At 60.3% G+C, this 16456-nt stretch carries 16 protein-coding genes, 2 tRNA genes and 1 pseudogene; 17 read left to right on the top strand and 2 right to left on the bottom strand.

Annotated features, from left to right (window positions below; genetic code table 11):
* Nucleotides 1-8: 8 nt before the first annotated feature.
* The 11 genes from NR126_RS10910 to pyrF all read left to right on the top strand — a co-directional run bounded on the left by NR126_RS10910 (nucleotide 9) and on the right by pyrF (nucleotide 9403).
* The gene (locus NR126_RS10910) at nucleotides 9-1034 is read left to right on the top strand and encodes an NAD(P)H-dependent glycerol-3-phosphate dehydrogenase (RefSeq protein ID WP_256830211.1); all 1026 of its coding nucleotides are present in this window, start codon (nucleotides 9-11) and stop codon (nucleotides 1032-1034) included.
* A gap of 23 nt (nucleotides 1035-1057) precedes the next feature.
* On the top strand, nucleotides 1058-1405 hold the full coding sequence (locus NR126_RS10905; protein WP_027621102.1) for a DUF4389 domain-containing protein: 348 nt from the start codon (nucleotides 1058-1060) through the stop codon (nucleotides 1403-1405).
* Nucleotides 1402-1860, top strand: a complete 459-nt coding sequence (gene sixA / locus NR126_RS10900) for a phosphohistidine phosphatase SixA (RefSeq protein WP_256830210.1) — start codon at nucleotides 1402-1404, stop codon at nucleotides 1858-1860. The genes NR126_RS10905 and sixA overlap by 4 nt, the downstream gene beginning before the upstream one ends.
* A 142-nt stretch (nucleotides 1861-2002) precedes the next feature.
* The gene (locus NR126_RS10895; RefSeq protein ID WP_256830209.1) at nucleotides 2003-3670 is read left to right on the top strand and encodes an AMP-binding protein; all 1668 of its coding nucleotides are present in this window, start codon (nucleotides 2003-2005) and stop codon (nucleotides 3668-3670) included.
* A gap of 30 nt (nucleotides 3671-3700) precedes the next feature.
* On the top strand, nucleotides 3701-4144 hold the full coding sequence (locus NR126_RS10890; protein WP_027621105.1) for a hotdog fold thioesterase: 444 nt from the start codon (nucleotides 3701-3703) through the stop codon (nucleotides 4142-4144).
* A 133-nt stretch (nucleotides 4145-4277) separates the two neighbouring features.
* On the top strand, nucleotides 4278-5084 hold the full coding sequence (locus tag NR126_RS10885) for an alpha/beta fold hydrolase (protein WP_027621106.1): 807 nt from the start codon (nucleotides 4278-4280) through the stop codon (nucleotides 5082-5084).
* Nucleotides 5081-5932 carry an alpha/beta fold hydrolase gene (locus NR126_RS10880; RefSeq protein ID WP_027621107.1) on the top strand — a complete coding sequence of 284 codons (852 nt, stop codon included), beginning with the start codon at nucleotides 5081-5083 and terminating at the stop codon, nucleotides 5930-5932. Before NR126_RS10885 ends, NR126_RS10880 begins: the two co-directional genes overlap by 4 nt.
* Nucleotides 5933-5982: 50 nt before the next feature.
* The gene (locus NR126_RS10875; protein ID WP_027621108.1) at nucleotides 5983-6642 is read left to right on the top strand and encodes a glutathione S-transferase family protein; all 660 of its coding nucleotides are present in this window, start codon (nucleotides 5983-5985) and stop codon (nucleotides 6640-6642) included.
* 23 nt (nucleotides 6643-6665) lie between these two features.
* Nucleotides 6666-7472: a DUF4892 domain-containing protein gene (locus tag NR126_RS10870; protein WP_256830208.1), complete on the top strand. Its 807-nt coding sequence runs from the start codon at nucleotides 6666-6668 to the stop codon at nucleotides 7470-7472.
* A gap of 72 nt (nucleotides 7473-7544) precedes the next feature.
* Entirely contained in the window at nucleotides 7545-8597 is a 1053-nt protein-coding gene (locus tag NR126_RS10865) for an AI-2E family transporter (protein WP_027621110.1), read from the top strand.
* Between the two features lie 107 nt (nucleotides 8598-8704).
* A complete protein-coding gene (pyrF, locus tag NR126_RS10860; protein ID WP_027621111.1) occupies nucleotides 8705-9403 on the top strand; it encodes an orotidine-5'-phosphate decarboxylase in 699 nt (232 codons plus the stop codon).
* Nucleotides 9404-9445: 42 nt separating this feature from the next.
* On the opposite strand, the gene NR126_RS10855 is transcribed toward pyrF, so the two are convergent.
* Nucleotides 9446-10450, bottom strand: a complete 1005-nt coding sequence (locus tag NR126_RS10855; RefSeq protein ID WP_027621112.1) for an NADP-dependent oxidoreductase — start codon at nucleotides 10448-10450, stop codon at nucleotides 9446-9448.
* 232 nt (nucleotides 10451-10682) lie between these two features.
* On the opposite strand from NR126_RS10855, the gene NR126_RS10850 reads away from it, so the two are divergent.
* From NR126_RS10850 to NR126_RS28980, 4 genes and pseudogenes are all read left to right on the top strand, one after another.
* Nucleotides 10683-11444: an SDR family oxidoreductase gene (locus NR126_RS10850; protein ID WP_027621113.1), complete on the top strand. Its 762-nt coding sequence runs from the start codon at nucleotides 10683-10685 to the stop codon at nucleotides 11442-11444.
* Nucleotides 11445-11653: 209 nt separating this feature from the next.
* Nucleotides 11654-13009, top strand: a complete 1356-nt coding sequence (locus NR126_RS10845) for a PLP-dependent aminotransferase family protein (protein ID WP_256830207.1) — start codon at nucleotides 11654-11656, stop codon at nucleotides 13007-13009.
* A gap of 103 nt (nucleotides 13010-13112) precedes the next feature.
* Nucleotides 13113-14246: pseudogene (locus NR126_RS28985) on the top strand (HAMP domain-containing protein); the annotation flags it as partial.
* Nucleotides 14226-15107, top strand: coding sequence for a methyl-accepting chemotaxis protein (locus NR126_RS28980; RefSeq protein WP_372826345.1), 882 nt, complete (start codon nucleotides 14226-14228; stop codon nucleotides 15105-15107). The pseudogene NR126_RS28985 and the gene NR126_RS28980, both read left to right, overlap by 21 nt.
* A gap of 65 nt (nucleotides 15108-15172) precedes the next feature.
* Here the strand turns inward: NR126_RS28980 and NR126_RS10835 are convergent, their stop codons facing one another.
* On the bottom strand, nucleotides 15173-15931 hold the full coding sequence (locus NR126_RS10835; protein ID WP_081786433.1) for a hypothetical protein: 759 nt from the start codon (nucleotides 15929-15931) through the stop codon (nucleotides 15173-15175).
* Between the two features lie 370 nt (nucleotides 15932-16301).
* Between NR126_RS10835 and NR126_RS10830 the strand changes: the two genes are divergently transcribed.
* Both NR126_RS10830 and NR126_RS10825 read left to right on the top strand, forming a co-directional pair.
* Nucleotides 16302-16377, top strand: a tRNA-Glu gene (locus NR126_RS10830).
* A gap of 2 nt (nucleotides 16378-16379) precedes the next feature.
* Nucleotides 16380-16455, top strand: a tRNA-Gly gene (locus NR126_RS10825).
* The last annotated feature ends 1 nt before the right edge of the window (nucleotide 16456 follow it).

Raw genomic sequence — 16456 nt, 5'->3', positions numbered from 1 at the left:
GATTGGATATGACAGAACAGCGCCCTATTGCGGTCCTGGGAGGCGGGAGTTTTGGTACCGCTGTGGCTAATTTGCTGGCGGAAAACGGTCATCCGGTTCGACAGTGGATGCGTGATCCCGATCAGGCCGAAGCCATTCGCGTCAATCGTGAGAATCCGCGCTACCTCAAAGGTATCAAAGTGCACTCGGCCGTGGAGCCGGTCACGGATTTACTGACGCCCCTCAACGACTGCGACCTGTGTTTCGTTGCCTTGCCATCCAGCGCCCTGCGCTCGGTATTGGCCCCGCACGCTGAGCGTCTGAGCGGCAAGATGCTGGTTAGCCTGACCAAAGGCATTGAGGCGCAAACCTTCAAGTTGATGAGCGAAATTCTTCAAGAGATCGCACCGCAGGCGCGCATCGGCGTGCTGTCCGGGCCGAACCTCGCCCGTGAAGTGGCTGAGCACGCGCTGACGGCAACCGTGGTGGCCAGTGAGGACGAAGCGCTGTGCCAAGCGGTGCAGGCGGCATTGCATGGCCGGACGTTCCGCGTGTACGCCAGTGGCGACCGTTTTGGCGTTGAGTTGGGCGGTGCGCTGAAAAACGTCTACGCGATCATCGCCGGCATGGCGGTGGCGCTCGGAATGGGCGAGAACACCAAGAGCATGCTGATTACCCGGGCGCTGGCAGAAATGACCCGCTTTGCGGTGAATCAGGGCGCCAACCCGATGACGTTTCTCGGCCTGGCCGGCGTCGGCGACCTGATCGTCACCTGCTCCTCGCCCAAGAGCCGCAATTATCAAGTGGGCTTCGCCCTTGGCCAGGGCCTGAGCCTGGAAGAGGCCGTGACGCGCCTGGGCGAAGTGGCTGAAGGCGTTAACACTCTCAAAGTGCTCAAGGCCAAGGCTCAGGAAGTCGGGGTCTACATGCCACTGGTCGCCGGCCTGCACGCGATTCTGTTTGAAGGGCGCACGCTTGAACAGGTGATTGAACTGCTGATGCGCGGCGAACCGAAAACTGATGTCGATTTCATCTCTACCAGCGGTTTTAACTGAACACTCGAGCCAGGGAGCAACCCATGAACGAACCCAAAGTAGACGCCAAGTACGAATCCATTGCCCTGCGCGTGTTGTGGATGCTGGTGTTTGTGCTGGTCTGGCAGGTGGCGCAATTCCTGCTCGGCGCGCTGGTGGTGGTGCAGTTGATCTATCGACTGATTTACGGCGCCCCGAATGCCGGTCTGATGAACTTCGGCGATAGCCTGAGCCAGTTCCTTGCGCAGATCGGCCGTTTCGGCAGCTTTCACAGTGACCAGAAACCCTGGCCATTTGCCGACTGGCCGACCCCGCGCACCCCGGAAGGCGAGGCGCCCCATAGCGTCCCGCCAGCTCCGCACCCGGTTCGTGATGAGGAACCGAAGCTATGAAAATCTGGGTCCTGCGTCACGGCGAAGCCGAGCCGTACGGCTCGCGTCCTGATTCGGAACGAGCCCTGACCGAGCGGGGTCGCAAAGAGGTCCTGCACAGTGCTGCGAAGTTGATGGGCAAACCCTTGACGGCGATTTACGCCAGCCCTTACCTGCGTGCGCAGCAGACGGCGCAGATCGTGCGTGAGGTTCTCGGTTTCACACCGGATCTGCGCACCGTTGAATGGTTGACGCCGGACAACCGTCCGCAAGCCGTGGCGGAGCAACTGGCCACTGCGGACAACGTGCTGCTGGTCAGTCACAACCCGCTGGTGAGCAACCTGCTGGGCTACCTGCAGCATGGTCATGTGCAGGCGCCGGAAACCGTCCACACCGCGACCCTGGCGGAGTTGGAGGGCGAGTGGCCAATGGCCGGGCTGATGAAGCTCAACAGCCTCAAGCACCCCAAGCACTGATCGGCGCGGCCCTTGGGCCGCTCAACGCAGCTGGCGACATGGGCTGGGGCCGCGTTGAATATCTTTGTTTACAATTGCCAACCAAGCAATCGCTTGGTTGGTCTACGCTTGCCGCCACATCGAACAAAAAGGAGCGCCCGCCATGTCCGCCGCTTTTCGTTTGCCGCTGCAAGTGTTCTACGAGCGAGAAGGTCGGCATCCCGCCCAGCGTTTTCTGGTGCAGCCGTCGGCCGGCGGCCAGGTGGAAACCCTGACCTGGGCCGACGTCGGTCATCAGGCCCGTTGTGCCGCACACTGGCTTCGGGCGCGCGAGTTGCCCCAGGGCAGCCACATTGCGCTGATCTCGAAAAACTGCGCGCACTGGATCATCGCCGACCTGGCGATCTGGATGGCCGGGCACGTCTCCGTTCCCCTTTACCCCAACCTGACGGCCGAATCAGTGGCCCAGGTGCTTGATCATTCCGAAGCGGCGCTTGCCTTCATTGGCAAGCTGGACGACTGGTCGGGCATGTCCCGAGGGGTCAGCGCCGACCTGCCAACTGTCAGCCTGCCGCTGTGTCCGGAAGGGATGTTCGACTTCAGTTGGGCCGACCTGCAGCGCTGCTCGCCAATCCAGGACAGCCCGACCCCGGCGGCCGACGCACTGGCGACCATCATCTATACCTCGGGGACCACTGGGTTGCCCAAGGGTGTGATGCACAACTTCGGCAACCTCGGATTTGCCGCGACCCGTGGCACTCAGCTGTTTAACCTCAACGAGTCGGATCGACTGCTGTCGTACCTGCCACTGTGTCATGTGGCCGAGCGCATGTTTGTCGAGCTGGCGTCGATCTACACGGGCCAGACGGTGTTCTTCGCCGAAAGTCTGGACACCTTCCTGGTGGATCTACGGCGTGCGCGCCCCACGGCGCTGTTCGGTGTTCCGCGTATCTGGACCAAATTTCAAATGGGCGTGTACAACAAGATCCCGGCCAAGCGCCTCGATCTGCTGTTGGGCTTGCCGATCATCGGCAAGCGCGTCGGGCACAAGGTGCTCGCCGGCCTGGGGCTGGATGCGCTGCGCGTTGCCCTGTCCGGTGCCGCCCCGGTGCCGCTGGCATTACTCAATTGGTACAAACGCCTCGGGCTGGATGTGCTTGAGGTCTACGGCATGACCGAAAGCTGCGGTTACTCGCATATTTCCCTGGCAGGACAGCAGCGGTCGGGCTGGATCGGCAAGCCGTGTCCGGAAGTAGAGGTTCGCATCGACGAGGCGGGCGAGGTCCAGGTGCGCAGCGGTGCGAACATGCAGGGTTACTTCAAAGAGCCGCACAAGACCGCCGAAACCCTGACTGAGGACGGCTTTTTGCGCACGGGCGACAAGGGTGAGCAGGACGCCGAAGGCTATTTGCGCCTGACCGGGCGGCTCAAGGAAATCTTCAAGACCAGCAAAGGCAAGTACGTTGCGCCGGCGCCAATTGAAAATCGTCTGGCGGTGCATAACCGCATCGAACAGGTGTGCGTGGTGGGCGATGGGCTGAGCGCGCCGCTGGGGCTTTGCGTGTTGTCCGCCGTCGGCCTGCAGGACGCCACCAGTTCTGCGCGTAACGCCTTGCAGGCGAGCCTGGAGCGCCTGCTCGAAGAGGTCAACGGGGCCCTCGACAAGCATGAGCGCTTGCGCCGTCTGGTGGTGGTCAAGGACAGTTGGGCGGTCGAGAACGGTTTCCTGACCCCGACACTGAAGATCAAGCGCAATGTGATCGAGGCGACCTACGGAGCACGCTTCGAAGAATGGAGCGCCCGCAGCGAAGCCGTGCTATGGCAGGATTGACGTCCAACAACACCAACAAGGGATGAAGTGATGAGTCTGTGGCGTACCACCCCGAACATTGAACAACTGAATGCGATTCAGAAAAACACCATCGGTGAAGTACTGGACATCCGTTTCGAGTCCTTCGACGAGCAGTCACTGACCGCGAGCATGGTCATCGATCATCGTACTCATCAGCCCTACGGCCTGTTGCATGGCGGCGCGTCGGTGGTGCTCGCCGAATCGGTTGGTTCGATGGCCAGCTACCTGTGCATCGATACCAGCAAGTTTTATTGCGTGGGCCTGGAAATCAATGCCAACCACCTGCGCGGCCTGCGCAGTGGACGCGTCACGGCGGTGGCCACACCGATTCACATCGGGCGCACCACCCATGTCTGGGACATTCGCCTAAGCAGCGATGAGGGCAAGGCCAGTTGCGTGTCGCGCCTGACCATGGCGGTGGTGCCGCTGGGTGAAAATCCGCCGGCACGCTGAGCCACCAAGGCCGGGCTGCAGGGAGCAATCGCGGTGATGGCCTGACTGTCATCATTCATGGCAGTTACGGTCATTGCTGTAGGGCGGCGTCTTACGGACAATCAAGGTTGATTTCGTTTATGGACGCGCCGTTATGCCGCAGCAGATTTTTTTCGCCCATGCCAATGGCTTTCCTTCAGGTACCTACGGCAAGTTGTTCGCCGCACTGGCGCCTGAATATCGGGTCGCGCATCTGCAGCAGCACGCCCATGACCCCAGGTTTCCGGCGGACGATAACTGGTACAACCTGGTGGATGAGCTGATCCACCACCTGGAACAGCAACCCGAGCCGGTATGGGGCGTCGGGCATTCCTTTGGCGGTGTCCTGCACCTGCACGCGGCCCTGCGTTGTCCACAGCTTTATCGCGGCGTGGTGATGCTTGATTCGCCGGTACTGACCCGTTCCGATCAATGGATCATCCGCGCCGCCAAGCGCTTCGGCTTTATCGATCGCCTGACCCCGGCAGGGCGTACGCTGGGGCGACGGGAAGAATTCGACGACCTGGAAGCGGCCCGTAGCTATTTCGCCGGCAAGAGCCTGTTTCGCGGTTTTGACCCCGAGTGTTTCGACGCCTACCTGCAGCACGGTCTGCATCAGGTGGGTGATCGCCTGCGCCTGCGTTTCGATCCGGCTACTGAAATCAATATCTACCGCGGTGTACCCCATACCAGCCCGGGGCGCACACGCCAGTTGCAAGTGCCTCTGGCCGTGGTGCGTGGTCGCCAGAGCCGGGTGGTGATGCGTCATCACGCCAACGCTGTCGATCGCATGCCACAGGGTGAGGCGCTGAGCGTGCCGGGAGGGCACATGTTTCCCCTTGAACAGCCACACAACACCGCTGCGCTGATCAAGGACCTGTTCCAGCGCTGGCAAGGTCGCTGCGACCGGAGTTGCGCATGAGCGGCGTCGAGGAAGTGCGCCTGAACCTGCCTCACATCGAGCTGGCCGCCCATCTGTTCGGGCCTGAAGATGGCCTGCCGGTGATCGCCTTGCACGGCTGGCTGGACAATGCCAACAGCTTTGCGCGTCTGGCGCCGAAACTTCAGGGGCTGCGCATCGTCGCCCTGGACATGGCCGGGCACGGTCATTCCGGGCATCGCCCCCCAGGTGCCGGATACGCGCTGTGGGACTACGCCTACGACGTGCTGCAAGTTGCCGAGCAGCTTGGCTGGGAGAGGTTTGCCCTGCTGGGACACTCCCTGGGAGCAATTGTTGCGCTGGTGCTCGCCGGGGCCATGCCCGAGCGCGTTACTCACCTGGCGCTGATCGATGGGGTCATTCCACCGACCGCCGAGCACGATAACGCAGCTGAACGCATGGGCATGGCCTTGCAGGCCCAGCTTGACCTGCTGGGCAAAACCAAGCCGGTGTATCCGACCCTGGAACGCGCCGTGGAAGTGCGCATGAAGGGCTTGGTCGCGGTTAGTCGCGAGGCCGCCGAGTTGCTCGCCCAGCGCGGCCTGATGCCGGTTCCGGGTGGCTACACCTGGCGCACTGACAGCCGCCTGACACTGCCTTCAGCCTTGCGCCTGTCCAGCGAACAGGCGATGTCGTTCGCCCTGCGCCGAACCTGCCCGGCGCACCTGGTGGTCGCCGAGGACGGCATGCTCGGCAAACATCCCGAATTGCTGGAGCGTCTACCCTTCAGTCGCGAACAGCTGCCGGGCGGCCATCATCTGCACTTGAACGACGAGCACGGTGCAACCCTTGTTGCAGACTGTTTCAATCGGTTCTTCGCCATTCCTTGACTTGCCGCGGGCAACTGTCGAGGCTGGGCGGGTTGAAATGGGAGACAACCATGATAGATCTCTACACCGCTGCGACCCCGAATGGCCACAAGGTCTCTATCGTGCTCGAAGAGCTCGGCATGCCCTACACGGTGCATGCCCTGAGTTTCGACAAGAAGGAACAAAAGACCCCCGAATTTCTCAAGATCAATCCCAATGGCCGGATCCCGGCGATTGTCGATCGTGCCAACGGCGATTTCGCCGTGTTCGAGTCCGGCGCGATTCTTCTGTACCTGGCAGAACTGAGCGGGCAACTGCTGCCCAAAGATCCCAAGGGACGTTCCCTGGTCATCCAGTGGTTGATGTTCCAGATGGGGGGAGTCGGGCCGATGCAGGGCCAGGCGAATGTGTTTTTCCGCTACTTCCCGGAAAAGCTCCAGGGCGCCATCGATCGCTACCAGCATGAAACCCGCCGTCTCTATGAAGTGCTCGACAGCCGCCTGCAAAGCGTCGAATTCCTCGCCGACACCTACAGCATTGCCGACATCGCCACCTACCCCTGGGTCCGTGGTCATGAGTGGTCCGGTGTCTCGGTCGACGGCTTGCCGGCCCTGCAGCGCTGGATGGCAACCATGGCCGGGCGTGACGCGGTGCAGCGTGGTTTGCGGGTCCCGCAGCGGATCGACGATGCCAGTGTCATCAAGGGCGCCCAGTCCATGTTGATCCGATGAGAGTCTCTTCAAGGTTGAAGCCCATGCGTTTTATCAGTTTGCTGGTGGTTGGTTGTTTCAGTTCGCTGGCAGTGGCTGCCGATGTACCGGGCAGCCAGGATTTACCTTTGTTGCCCCGTCCGGACGACGCGCAAATCGTCGATTATCGTCAGGCCGCGCAACTGGAGCGGCTATACCCGATGGGTTCGATCCGCAAGATCAGTAACCGGATCCGCTCCGAGAGCCAGCTCAATCCCCGTGGGCAGTTGACCGCAGTGACCTATGAGTTGCCAGCGGAGCACACGGCCCAAGCGGCCTTCACCAACGCTCGGGAAGCCTTGCAGAAGCAGGGCGCCGAACTGTTGTTCTGGTGTCAGGCGCGTGATTGCGGTGAAAACAGCCTGTGGGCCAATGAGGTCTTCGGCAACGCCAAGCTCTCCGGGGCCGATACCGAGCAGTCCTACCTGTTGCTGCGCCTGGCCGCACCACAGGACAACTCGCTGGTAGCGTTGTACAGCGTCACCCGAGGTAATCGCCGGGCCTACCTGCATGTCGAGCAGTTCGACGCCAGTGCGCCATTGGGCGAGGTGTTGCCCACTTCCGCGACCTTGCTGCGCCAGCTCAAGGACACCGGCAAGCTTGACCTGGCACGCCTGACCGGCGACCCGCAGGCGCCCTGGGTAACGCTGTTGTCCCGTGGACTGAACCTCGACACCACCTCTCGCGTCAGTATTTCCGGTACTCAGGCCGAGGCCTGGCGCCAGGCCCTGATCGCCGCAGGCGTGCGCAACGCTCGACTGGAACTGGGCGAGATGCAAGCGCCAGGCCTGCATTTCGAACTCTTGCGTTAAGCTCTGTGCAGGCGGACGCGCCATCGGCTGTCCGCCCGTGCACCTTTTGACTAACCCTGTTCGAGATTGTCCATGCTCAATAACGATCGCCTGTTGGTGCAAATCCTCCTTCTGGTGTTATTTGGTGCCAGCTTCTGGGTGATGGCGCCCTTCTGGTCGGCGCTGTTCTGGGGCGCGGTGCTGGCGTTTGCCAGTTGGCCGCTGATGCGTCTGTTGACCGGTTGGCTCAAGGGGCGCGAATCCCTGGCAGCGGCATTGCTGACCCTGTGCTGGATGCTGCTGGTGGCGGCGCCACTGGTTTGGCTGGGCTTGAATTTGGCGGATCACGTGCGCGATGCCACGGCCTTTATCAAGGACGTGCAGGTCGACGGCCTGCCCGAGGCACCACTGTGGTTGGCCGGCGTGCCGCTGGTGGGCGGGCGGTTGGTGGGTATCTGGAACAGCATCGACCAGCAAGGTGCCGCATTGATGGTGGCGATCAAGCCGCACCTCGGGCAGGTCGGTAACTGGTTGCTGGCGCGCAGTGCGCAGATCGGCGGCGGTATCCTTGAACTGACCCTGAGTATCGTTTTCGTGTTCTTCTTCTATCGGGATGGTCCACGCCTGGCGATGTTCGTTCATCGCCTGCTGGAGCGCCTGATTGGTGATCGTGCCAGTTATTACATCGAACTCGTGGCCGGGACGGTCCAGCGCGTGGTCAACGGGGTCATTGGTACGGCGGCGGCGCAGGCGCTGCTGGCGCTGATCGGCTTCCTGATCGCCGGTGTGCCGGGGGCGCTGGTGCTGGGCATCGTGACCTTCCTGCTCAGCCTGATTCCCATGGGCCCGCCGTTGGTATGGATTCCGGCCACTGCCTGGCTGGTGTGGAAGGGCGAGTATGGTTATGCGGTATTCCTGGGGATCTGGGGTACGTTCATCATCAGCGGTGTGGATAATGTCCTGAAACCTTACCTGATCAGCCGTGGTGGCAATCTGCCGCTGGTGATCGTGCTGCTCGGGGTGTTCGGCGGTTTGATCGCCTTTGGCTTCATTGGCCTGTTCATTGGTCCAACCCTGCTGGCGGTGGCGTATAGCCTCCTGACTGACTGGAGCAAGAGCCAGGCGCGGGTAGAAGAGAGGCGCTGAGCCTGGGGTTTTTAGGGGTAAAGGATGATTTACCGATCATCGGGTCCCGGACGGGCTCGTGTTCCGCTACAATGCGCGCCGATTTCGACTTGCCTGAGAGCCCACTCATGTCCGCCTGCCAGACTCCTATCATCGTCGCCCTGGATTTCCCTACCCGTGACGCCGCACTGAAACTGGCGGACCAGTTGGACCCGAAGCTGTGCCGGGTCAAGGTCGGTAAAGAGTTGTTCACCAGCTGCGCTTCGGAAATTGTCGGCACCCTGCGCGACAAGGGTTTTGAAGTGTTCCTCGACCTGAAATTCCACGACATCCCGAATACCACCGCCATGGCCGTCAAGGCCGCGGCCGAGATGGGCGTGTGGATGGTCAATGTGCATTGCTCCGGTGGCCTGCGCATGATGGCGGCCTGCCGCGAAGTGCTGGATCAGCGCAGCGGTCCGAAGCCGTTGCTGATCGGCGTGACCGTGCTGACCAGCATGGAGCGTGAGGATCTGGCCGGTATCGGCCTGGACATCGAGCCACAGGAGCAAGTGCTGCGCCTGGCGGCCCTGGCGGAAAAGGCCGGGATGGATGGCCTGGTGTGCTCGGCGCTGGAAGCCCAGGCCCTGAAGGCGGCGCACCCGTCGCTGCAACTGGTGACCCCGGGAATCCGTCCGGCAGGCAGCGCCCAGGACGACCAGCGCCGGATCCTGACCCCGCGCCAGGCGCTGGACGCCGGCTCCGATTACCTGGTGATCGGTCGTCCGATCAGCCAGGCGGCCGATCCGGCCAAGGCATTGGCCGACGTCGTCGCCGAACTGGCCTGAGGTTTTGCGGGAGCCGCCTGGCGGCTCCCGCAATGCTTTGCGTCACACTTTCAGCACCAGCTTGCCGAAGTTCTCGCCGTTGAACAGCTTCATCAGGGTTTCGGGGAACGTCTCCAGCCCTTCGACGATATCCTCCTTGCTCTTGAGCTGCCCTTTGGCCATCCAACCGGCCATCTCCTGGGCGGCACTGGCGTATTGCGCCGCATAATCCATCACCACGAAGCCCTCCATGCGCGCGCGATTGACCAGTAGCGACAGGTAGTTGGCCGGGCCCTTGACCGCTTCCTTGTTGTTGTACTGACTGATGGCACCGCAGATCACTACCCGGGCCTTGAGGTTCAGGCGGCTGAGCACCGCATCGAGGATGTCACCGCCGACGTTGTCGAAGTACACGTCCACGCCTTTCGGACATTCGCGCTTGAGACCGGCCACCACGTCCTCGCTCTTGTAGTCGATGGCGCCGTCGAAACCCAGTTCATCGACCAGGAATTTGCACTTGTCGGCACCCCCGGCAATCCCCACCACTCGGCAGCCCTTGAGCTTGGCTATCTGCCCGGCAATGCTGCCTACGGCGCCGGCTGCACCGGACAGCACCACGGTATCACCGGCTTTCGGTGCGCCGACATCTAGCAGGGCGAAGTACGCGGTCATGCCGGTCATGCCCAAGGCTGACAAATAACGCGGCAGCGGCGCCAGTTTCGGATCGACTTTGTAGAAACCCCGCGGCTCGCCGAGGAAGTAATCCTGCACGCCCAGTGCACCATTGACGTAGTCGCCCACGGCAAAGCCCGGATTGTTCGAGGCAATGACTTGGCCTACACCCAGCGCGCGCATGACTTCACCAATGGCCACCGGCGGAATGTAGGACTTGCCTTCATTCATCCAGCCACGCATGGCAGGGTCCAGCGACAAGTACTGGTTCTTGACCAGGATCTGACCCGCCGCTGGCTCACCGACCGGGACTTGCTGGTAGGTGAACGTCTCACGGGTCGCAGCGCCTACCGGGCGTTTGGCGAGCAGGAATTGACGATTGGTCTGGGCAGTCATGGCGGTCACTCAAGGGTGAAGGAAGACTGATTGATAGACCCTCGAGGTCGATGTCGCAAGGTCTGCCGTGCCAGCGAATACAACCCGATCCAAAGCAGTGATAGTTGGCCCGAGCTACTTATCACTGGGACTCATGGCTGGCCAACCGGCCCTTCAATAGTGCTGCCGCGCGTGGTGGGCGGGTGGCTAGACTGCCTGCAGTCGATCACTCCCATCTTTCGAGGGCATAACAATGAGCATGACGTTTTCTGGTCGGGTAGCGTTGGTGACGGGTGGTGCAGCCGGGATTGGTCGCGCAACCGCACAGGCATTTGCCGCCGAAGGGTTACAAGTAGTGGTTTCGGATCTTGATGCAGCCGGTGGCGAAGGGACGGTCGAGTTGATCCGCGCAGCAGGCGGTGAAGCGCTGTTTGTGCGCTGTAACGTTACCGACGAAAACGATGTGCAAAATTTGCTGGCGCAGGCAGTGAGTGCCTATGGACGCGTTGATTACGCCTTCAACAATGCGGGCATCGAGATCGAGAAGGGCAAGTTGGCCGATGGTTCCATCGATGAATTTGACGCAATCATGGGGGTAAACGTCAAAGGCGTCTGGTTGTGCATGAAGTACCAATTGCCGTTGATGCTGGCCCAGGGCGGCGGAGCCATCGTCAACACCGCATCGGTAGCTGGCCTTGGCGCGGCGCCGAAGATGAGCATCTACGCAGCGTCCAAGCATGCCGTCATTGGCCTGACCAAATCAGCGGCGATTGAATATGCGAAGAAAAAGATCCGCGTGAACGCGGTGTGCCCGGCGGTGATCGATACCGATATGTTCCGCAGGGCTTATGAGGCCGATCCGAAGAAAGCCGATTTCGCTGCCGCCATGCACCCGGTGGGGCGGATTGGCAAGGTGGAGGAGATTGCCAGTGCGGTGCTGTATCTGTGCAGCGATGGCGCGGCATTTACTACCGGACATTCGCTGGCCGTTGATGGCGGTGTGACTGCGTTCTGATCACTGGCTAGGTGCGGTAGTTTGTCAGCACGACAGCTGTCATTTGCGTGAGACTCGGCCCACATTCATGTGGGCTTTTTTAACTTCGGTGGAATGTGTTTCAAAGGGTTAGAGGCGGCCGTTTTGGTGGTTTTGTCGTACATATGCGACAGGCACGCTGTGCTTAACTGATTGCGGAAACACCCTCAAACAGTTGGAGTTGGACTCTCATGGAATTGAGAATCGATCGTCAGGCCCTTGTCCCCGTCGTGCAGCAAATCGTCGATGCCTTGAGCGGCTGGATTCGCCTCAGCGGCATCGAGCCTGGAACCCGTCTACCCTCTATTCGTCAACTTGCCCGTGACAACCTGCTCAGCCAGTCCTGTGTGGTAGAGGCCTATGAGCGCATGGTGGCGCAAGGAGTACTCGTGTCACGTCACGGCACAAGTTTTTTCGTGGCGATGCCCTCAAGCGCTCCCGAATTTTCCGCCAGCCCACGGAACAGTTTGCCCTTGGGGCACGGAGGCATGCCGGAGCATTGGCGTGAAAGCGATGACTTGGGCTACGCCATCTGCCAGGTGTCCCGCACCGACATGCAGGGCTTGTTCAGTTATAGCTCCGACTATGGGTTACCCGCTCTGCGTCAGCAGATTCTCAGGCGTTTGCGCTCGTTCAATATTGCCGCCGATGAAACGCAAGTGATCTCCACTACAGGGGCCACCCATGGCCTCGACCTGATCATTCGGGCGCTGCTCAAGCCGGGTGATTGCGTGGTGGTCGAAAATCCTGGCTACCCGAATCTTTTCGAACAATTGCGCCTGCACGGTGTGCGACTGCTGGAGGTGCCGCGCACGCCGCGCGGCCCGGATATCGAAGCCCTGGAAGCGCTGATGCGGTGCCACTCGCCGCGGGCTCTGTTTATCAACAGTCTGTGTCACAACCCTACGGGCACCAGCCTGTCATTGGAGGTGGCGCAACAACTGCTGGCGCTGGCCGAGCAGTACGGGGCAATGATTGTCGAGGACGATGTGTATGCCGATTTTCAGGGACGTAGCGCGGTTCGGCTGGCAGCATTGGATCGCTTCGGCTGTGTGATCTACGTGGGCAGCTTTTCGAAGACCCTCAGCAGCTCATTGCGGGTTGGTTTCGTAATGGCCGGTGAAGAAATTGCCGCGCGCCTGGCAACTGTGAAACGTATTACCAGCCTGGGAACCTCGCAATTCTGCGAGTCGGTACTCGCACAACTGCTGGCCAATGGTGCCTACCGTAAATTGATCCAGCGACAGCGCCTGCGGTTGCGCCATGACATGCGCGCAACGTTGCAGGTGCTGGAAGACCGGGAGTGGGAGGTGTTCGGCCAACCTACTGCAGGTTTGTACATCTGGGCGCGTCCGAAAAACCGTGATCGCCAACAGATTTGTGCGAGCGCGTTACTTCACGGTGTTTCGCTATCGTGTAGCAGCACCTTCAATGCAACGGGCCAGACCAGCGATTGGCTGCGTATCAATGTGGCGTACGCGGATGATGCGCGAGCGCTTGCCTTTTTCCAGGACTGTTCATTGTCAGATCGACCTCAAGCATCCTGAAAGCGACGCTTGTGTAGCTTTTTGCCATTAACGCCGTGCCTGAGGCTTGTGCTCCGGGGTGGCCCGTTGCGAACCTGCAGCAATCAACAATCATCCTGTTCCGATGGACACTGATAGGAGAGGGCGAGTAATGATCTCAGGCGTGCAAGGGCCATTTGCCAACCTCGGCATGGCAAAGAAAATGGCACTTGGTTTTGTCCTGGTGTTGCTATTGACGGCCCTTGTGGCTGCCATCGGCATCTGGTCACTGCAAACCATCAGTCAGCGTTTCGACGGGCTCAAACAGATGTCATCGCTCAACAGTGGCTTGCTTAAAGTACGCCTGCTGGAGCAGGAGTTTGCGTTACGCGGCGATGGGAAGACCGCCGATGCCTTGCGCCTGGGCATCGATGAGATCAAGGGGTTGGCGACAAGTCTGAAGGCCGAGTCCCAAGCCAGTGCTTCGGTGATGTCCGAGGTCGACCAGTCGTTGGACGCCTATCGCAAGGCGTTCGATGAGTTTGTGGAATTGACCGCGGCCAAGGATCTGGCGCTGGAAATGGCCAGTTGGTCAGTGTCCAGTGTGGCCAATAATCTCGACGTCTTGCAGGCCGGGCTGGCGGATGATGGCACTTACACGCTCAAGGAGTCAGCGGGCAAGGAGGGTGCCGAGTTCATCGAGCAGGCCAACCTGGTCAGCCAGGTGTCGAAATTGATGCTGCAGGCAATGAACGAGGCACGGGTGCGTCTTGATCAAGGCCGCCAGGCCAATTCGGATGAGAGCAATGAGGGCAAGATCGAGCAGGCAGATCAGGCGCTGGCCCAGGCGCAGGCCTTGACCGGTATGCTCAAGGACGCGGGTTATCAAACGGTACTCAACGAGGTGACCGGGCACATCGCCGGGTTCAGTGAAAAACTGGCTGAATACACCGGGCTCCTGGCTCAGGAAAAGCAGGTCTATCAACGCTTGCATCAACGTGCCGGCGACGTGGTGCGTCAGGTCGATCAGGCCTACGCGGCACAGGATCAGGCCATGCAGGCGGAACTGCAGAAAAACTCGCTATTGATCATTGCGTCGTCGATTCTCGCCTTGTTGGTCGGCTTGGTCGCTGCCTGGGTCATTACCCGGTTGATTGTTGCGCCTTTACGCAGCGTGATCCGGCTTGCCGAGCAAATTGCTGCAGGTGACTTGAGTGCAACGGTGGAGGTGACCCGGCGCGATGAAATCGGCCAACTGATGCAGGCCATGCAGCAGATGGGTTCAGGTTTGAGCCGGATCGTCAGCGGGTTGCAGGCGGGAATCGAGCAGTTGGCCAGCTCCGCGCAGTCACTGTCGGCAGTGACTGAACAGACCAATCTGGAAGTCAGTAGCCAGAAGGAGGAGACCGAACAGGTCGCCACTGCCATGAATCAGATGACAGCCACTGTGCACGACGTCGCCCGCAACGCCGAAGAGGCTGCGCAGGCGGCACAGACTGCCGACGATAAAGTCGAAAACGGTCAAGTGGTGGTGCGCCAGAGTATGCAGCGGATTGAACAACTGGCGGACTCGGCGACCTCGGCCAGCTCCAGCATTGATGGCCTGAGCGCGCAGATCCAGAATATCGGCAGCGTCCTCGACGTAATCAAGAGTGTGGCCGAACAGACCAATCTGCTTGCACTCAACGCTGCTATCGAAGCCGCGCGCGCGGGTGAGCAGGGCAGGGGATTCGCGGTGGTGGCCGATGAGGTTCGGGCCCTGGCCCGACGTACCCGGCAATCAACCGAGGAGATCGAAGGATTGGTCAGCGCCCTGCGCGCGGCGGCCGAGGCTTCAGTGCAAACGATCCGCGGCAGCGGCGAACTGGTCAAGCTGGCGGTCAGCGATGCGCTGCAGACTGAAAGCGCGCTGGGCAGTATTGCTGCAGCGGTTTCGTTGATTCAGCAGATGAATCAGCAAATTGCGGCGGCAGCCGAGCAGCAGAGTTCGGTGGCTGAAGAAATCAATCGTAGCGTGACCAGCATTCGTGCCAGCGCCGATCAATCGTCACTGGCAATGCAAGGCAATGCTGCATCGAGCATTGAACTGGCGCAATTGGGGGGTGAGCTCAAGGGAATGGTGGGGCATTTCAGGCTGTAGTGCGGTTCCATCATGAGGAAAGATCGCGGGCCAGAGACGGCCAGCGATCTTTCAGGGTGTGGCTATCAGTCGTAGATCACTTTCTTTTTCCAGTCCGCTTCGGCCTCGACGTCCTTCAGGCCTTCGGTCAGCTCGTTGACATCACCTTCAACCGGCGCACTGTTGGTCAGCACCGTGGAGTTGGCGCGGGCAAGGAGCTTTTCAAGAAACTTCAACTGCTCGCTGTATACCTGCGGGTCCGTTTGTTTGCGCAGATACTGTACGCCACGCTCGAACGCCAGGCGGGCCTGCCCGGGTTGTTCCTGCTGCAAGGCGTGCTGGCCAAGGTTGCTGAAGAACTCGATGTGCAGCAACACCAGGATATGGCGAATTTCGCGTATCCAGCTTTTGGCTTCGTTGGTCGGTAGAAAACCGTCGTGGGCCGCGCGCGTGACCTGACCATGCAAGGCTTCCAGCAAGAAACGCACGTCCTTGGCCTTGGCCTCGGTGAGAATCGGTGCCGGTGGATTGTTGACCGGAATCGACTCGCCCTGAGCGATCAGCGCCTTCAACTCCTCAATACGGCTTTTCAGCGCTGCATTGGACTTCTCAAGGTTGAGCATGCGCTGGCAGACATTCAGTTCAAGGCGCGCCAGCAGCAATTTGAGCGCCGGGGTCATCAGTTGTCCGGGAAAGGTTTCGGTGATTTCGCCACAGCGGCGCAGACGGTCATTCAGTTCGAGCTTGGTGCGGGCCTTTTGCAGCTTGTTGTTTTCCACCACATTGTTCATGTAGCCAATGGCGATCAGTAATGCGATCCCAACTATTACTAGCAGGGTGATCATGAGTGGCGTCACCTTGAAGACCTCTTTTAAGGGTTTGCGTGCGAGTTTAGTGGCTATGCCCAAGAGCGCATAGGCCGGCGCGACGATCAGAAACGGGTCAGTTTGCTTGCTGCAACGACGCTGCGCCCATGAATGCACATTGCCATTATCGGCGTGCAAGGGACTATAGCGCCTTGGCGAGTGCCAGAATATAGGCGTCAAACACCGGTCGGCCGAAAACCCTGATTCGTCCTTGAAAGGGCAGGGAAGTCATTGATTTAAATAAATTTATATCGGGGGGTTGACGACCTCTCAATCCATCCATAGAATGCGCGCCACTTACAGCGGAAAGCGAATAGCGAAACGCGGTGAGGAGTGAAGTTGTAGCTGTGTCCCCTTCGTCTAGTGGCCTAGGACACCGCCCTTTCACGGCGGTAACAGGGGTTCGAGTCCCCTAGGGGACGCCAATGCGGGAATAGCTCAGTTGGTAGAGCACGACCTTGCCAAGGTCGGGGTCGCGAGTTCGAGTCTCGTTTCCCGCTCCAA

The organism is Pseudomonas sp. Pse1, assembly GCF_024519635.1.
Taxonomy (GTDB): domain Bacteria; phylum Pseudomonadota; class Gammaproteobacteria; order Pseudomonadales; family Pseudomonadaceae; genus Aquipseudomonas.
The sequence above is the reverse complement of the archived record's forward strand: the minus strand, read 5'-3'. Positions and strand labels throughout refer to the sequence as shown.

Excerpts from the sequence above, each read along its gene's own strand:
- NR126_RS10890 (WP_027621105.1), top strand. The coding sequence starts at position 3,701 with ATGAGTCTGTGGCGTACCACCCCGAACATTGAACAACTGAATGCGATT.
- NR126_RS10865 (WP_027621110.1), top strand. The coding sequence starts at position 7,545 with ATGCTCAATAACGATCGCCTGTTGGTGCAAATCCTCCTTCTGGTGTTA.
- NR126_RS10875 (WP_027621108.1), top strand. The coding sequence starts at position 5,983 with ATGATAGATCTCTACACCGCTGCGACCCCGAATGGCCACAAGGTCTCT.
- NR126_RS10855 (WP_027621112.1), bottom strand. The coding sequence starts at position 10,450 with ATGACTGCCCAGACCAATCGTCAATTCCTGCTCGCCAAACGCCCGGTA.
- NR126_RS28980 (WP_372826345.1), top strand. The coding sequence starts at position 14,226 with ATGCAGGCCATGCAGCAGATGGGTTCAGGTTTGAGCCGGATCGTCAGC.
- NR126_RS10910 (WP_256830211.1), top strand. The coding sequence starts at position 9 with ATGACAGAACAGCGCCCTATTGCGGTCCTGGGAGGCGGGAGTTTTGGT.
- NR126_RS10835 (WP_081786433.1), bottom strand. The coding sequence starts at position 15,931 with ATGATCACCCTGCTAGTAATAGTTGGGATCGCATTACTGATCGCCATT.
- sixA (WP_256830210.1), top strand. The coding sequence starts at position 1,402 with ATGAAAATCTGGGTCCTGCGTCACGGCGAAGCCGAGCCGTACGGCTCG.
- NR126_RS10880 (WP_027621107.1), top strand. The coding sequence starts at position 5,081 with ATGAGCGGCGTCGAGGAAGTGCGCCTGAACCTGCCTCACATCGAGCTG.
- NR126_RS10870 (WP_256830208.1), top strand. The coding sequence starts at position 6,666 with ATGCGTTTTATCAGTTTGCTGGTGGTTGGTTGTTTCAGTTCGCTGGCA.
- NR126_RS10895 (WP_256830209.1), top strand. The coding sequence starts at position 2,003 with ATGTCCGCCGCTTTTCGTTTGCCGCTGCAAGTGTTCTACGAGCGAGAA.
- NR126_RS10850 (WP_027621113.1), top strand. The coding sequence starts at position 10,683 with ATGAGCATGACGTTTTCTGGTCGGGTAGCGTTGGTGACGGGTGGTGCA.
- NR126_RS10905 (WP_027621102.1), top strand. The coding sequence starts at position 1,058 with ATGAACGAACCCAAAGTAGACGCCAAGTACGAATCCATTGCCCTGCGC.
- NR126_RS10885 (WP_027621106.1), top strand. The coding sequence starts at position 4,278 with ATGCCGCAGCAGATTTTTTTCGCCCATGCCAATGGCTTTCCTTCAGGT.
- NR126_RS10845 (WP_256830207.1), top strand. The coding sequence starts at position 11,654 with ATGGAATTGAGAATCGATCGTCAGGCCCTTGTCCCCGTCGTGCAGCAA.
- pyrF (WP_027621111.1), top strand. The coding sequence starts at position 8,705 with ATGTCCGCCTGCCAGACTCCTATCATCGTCGCCCTGGATTTCCCTACC.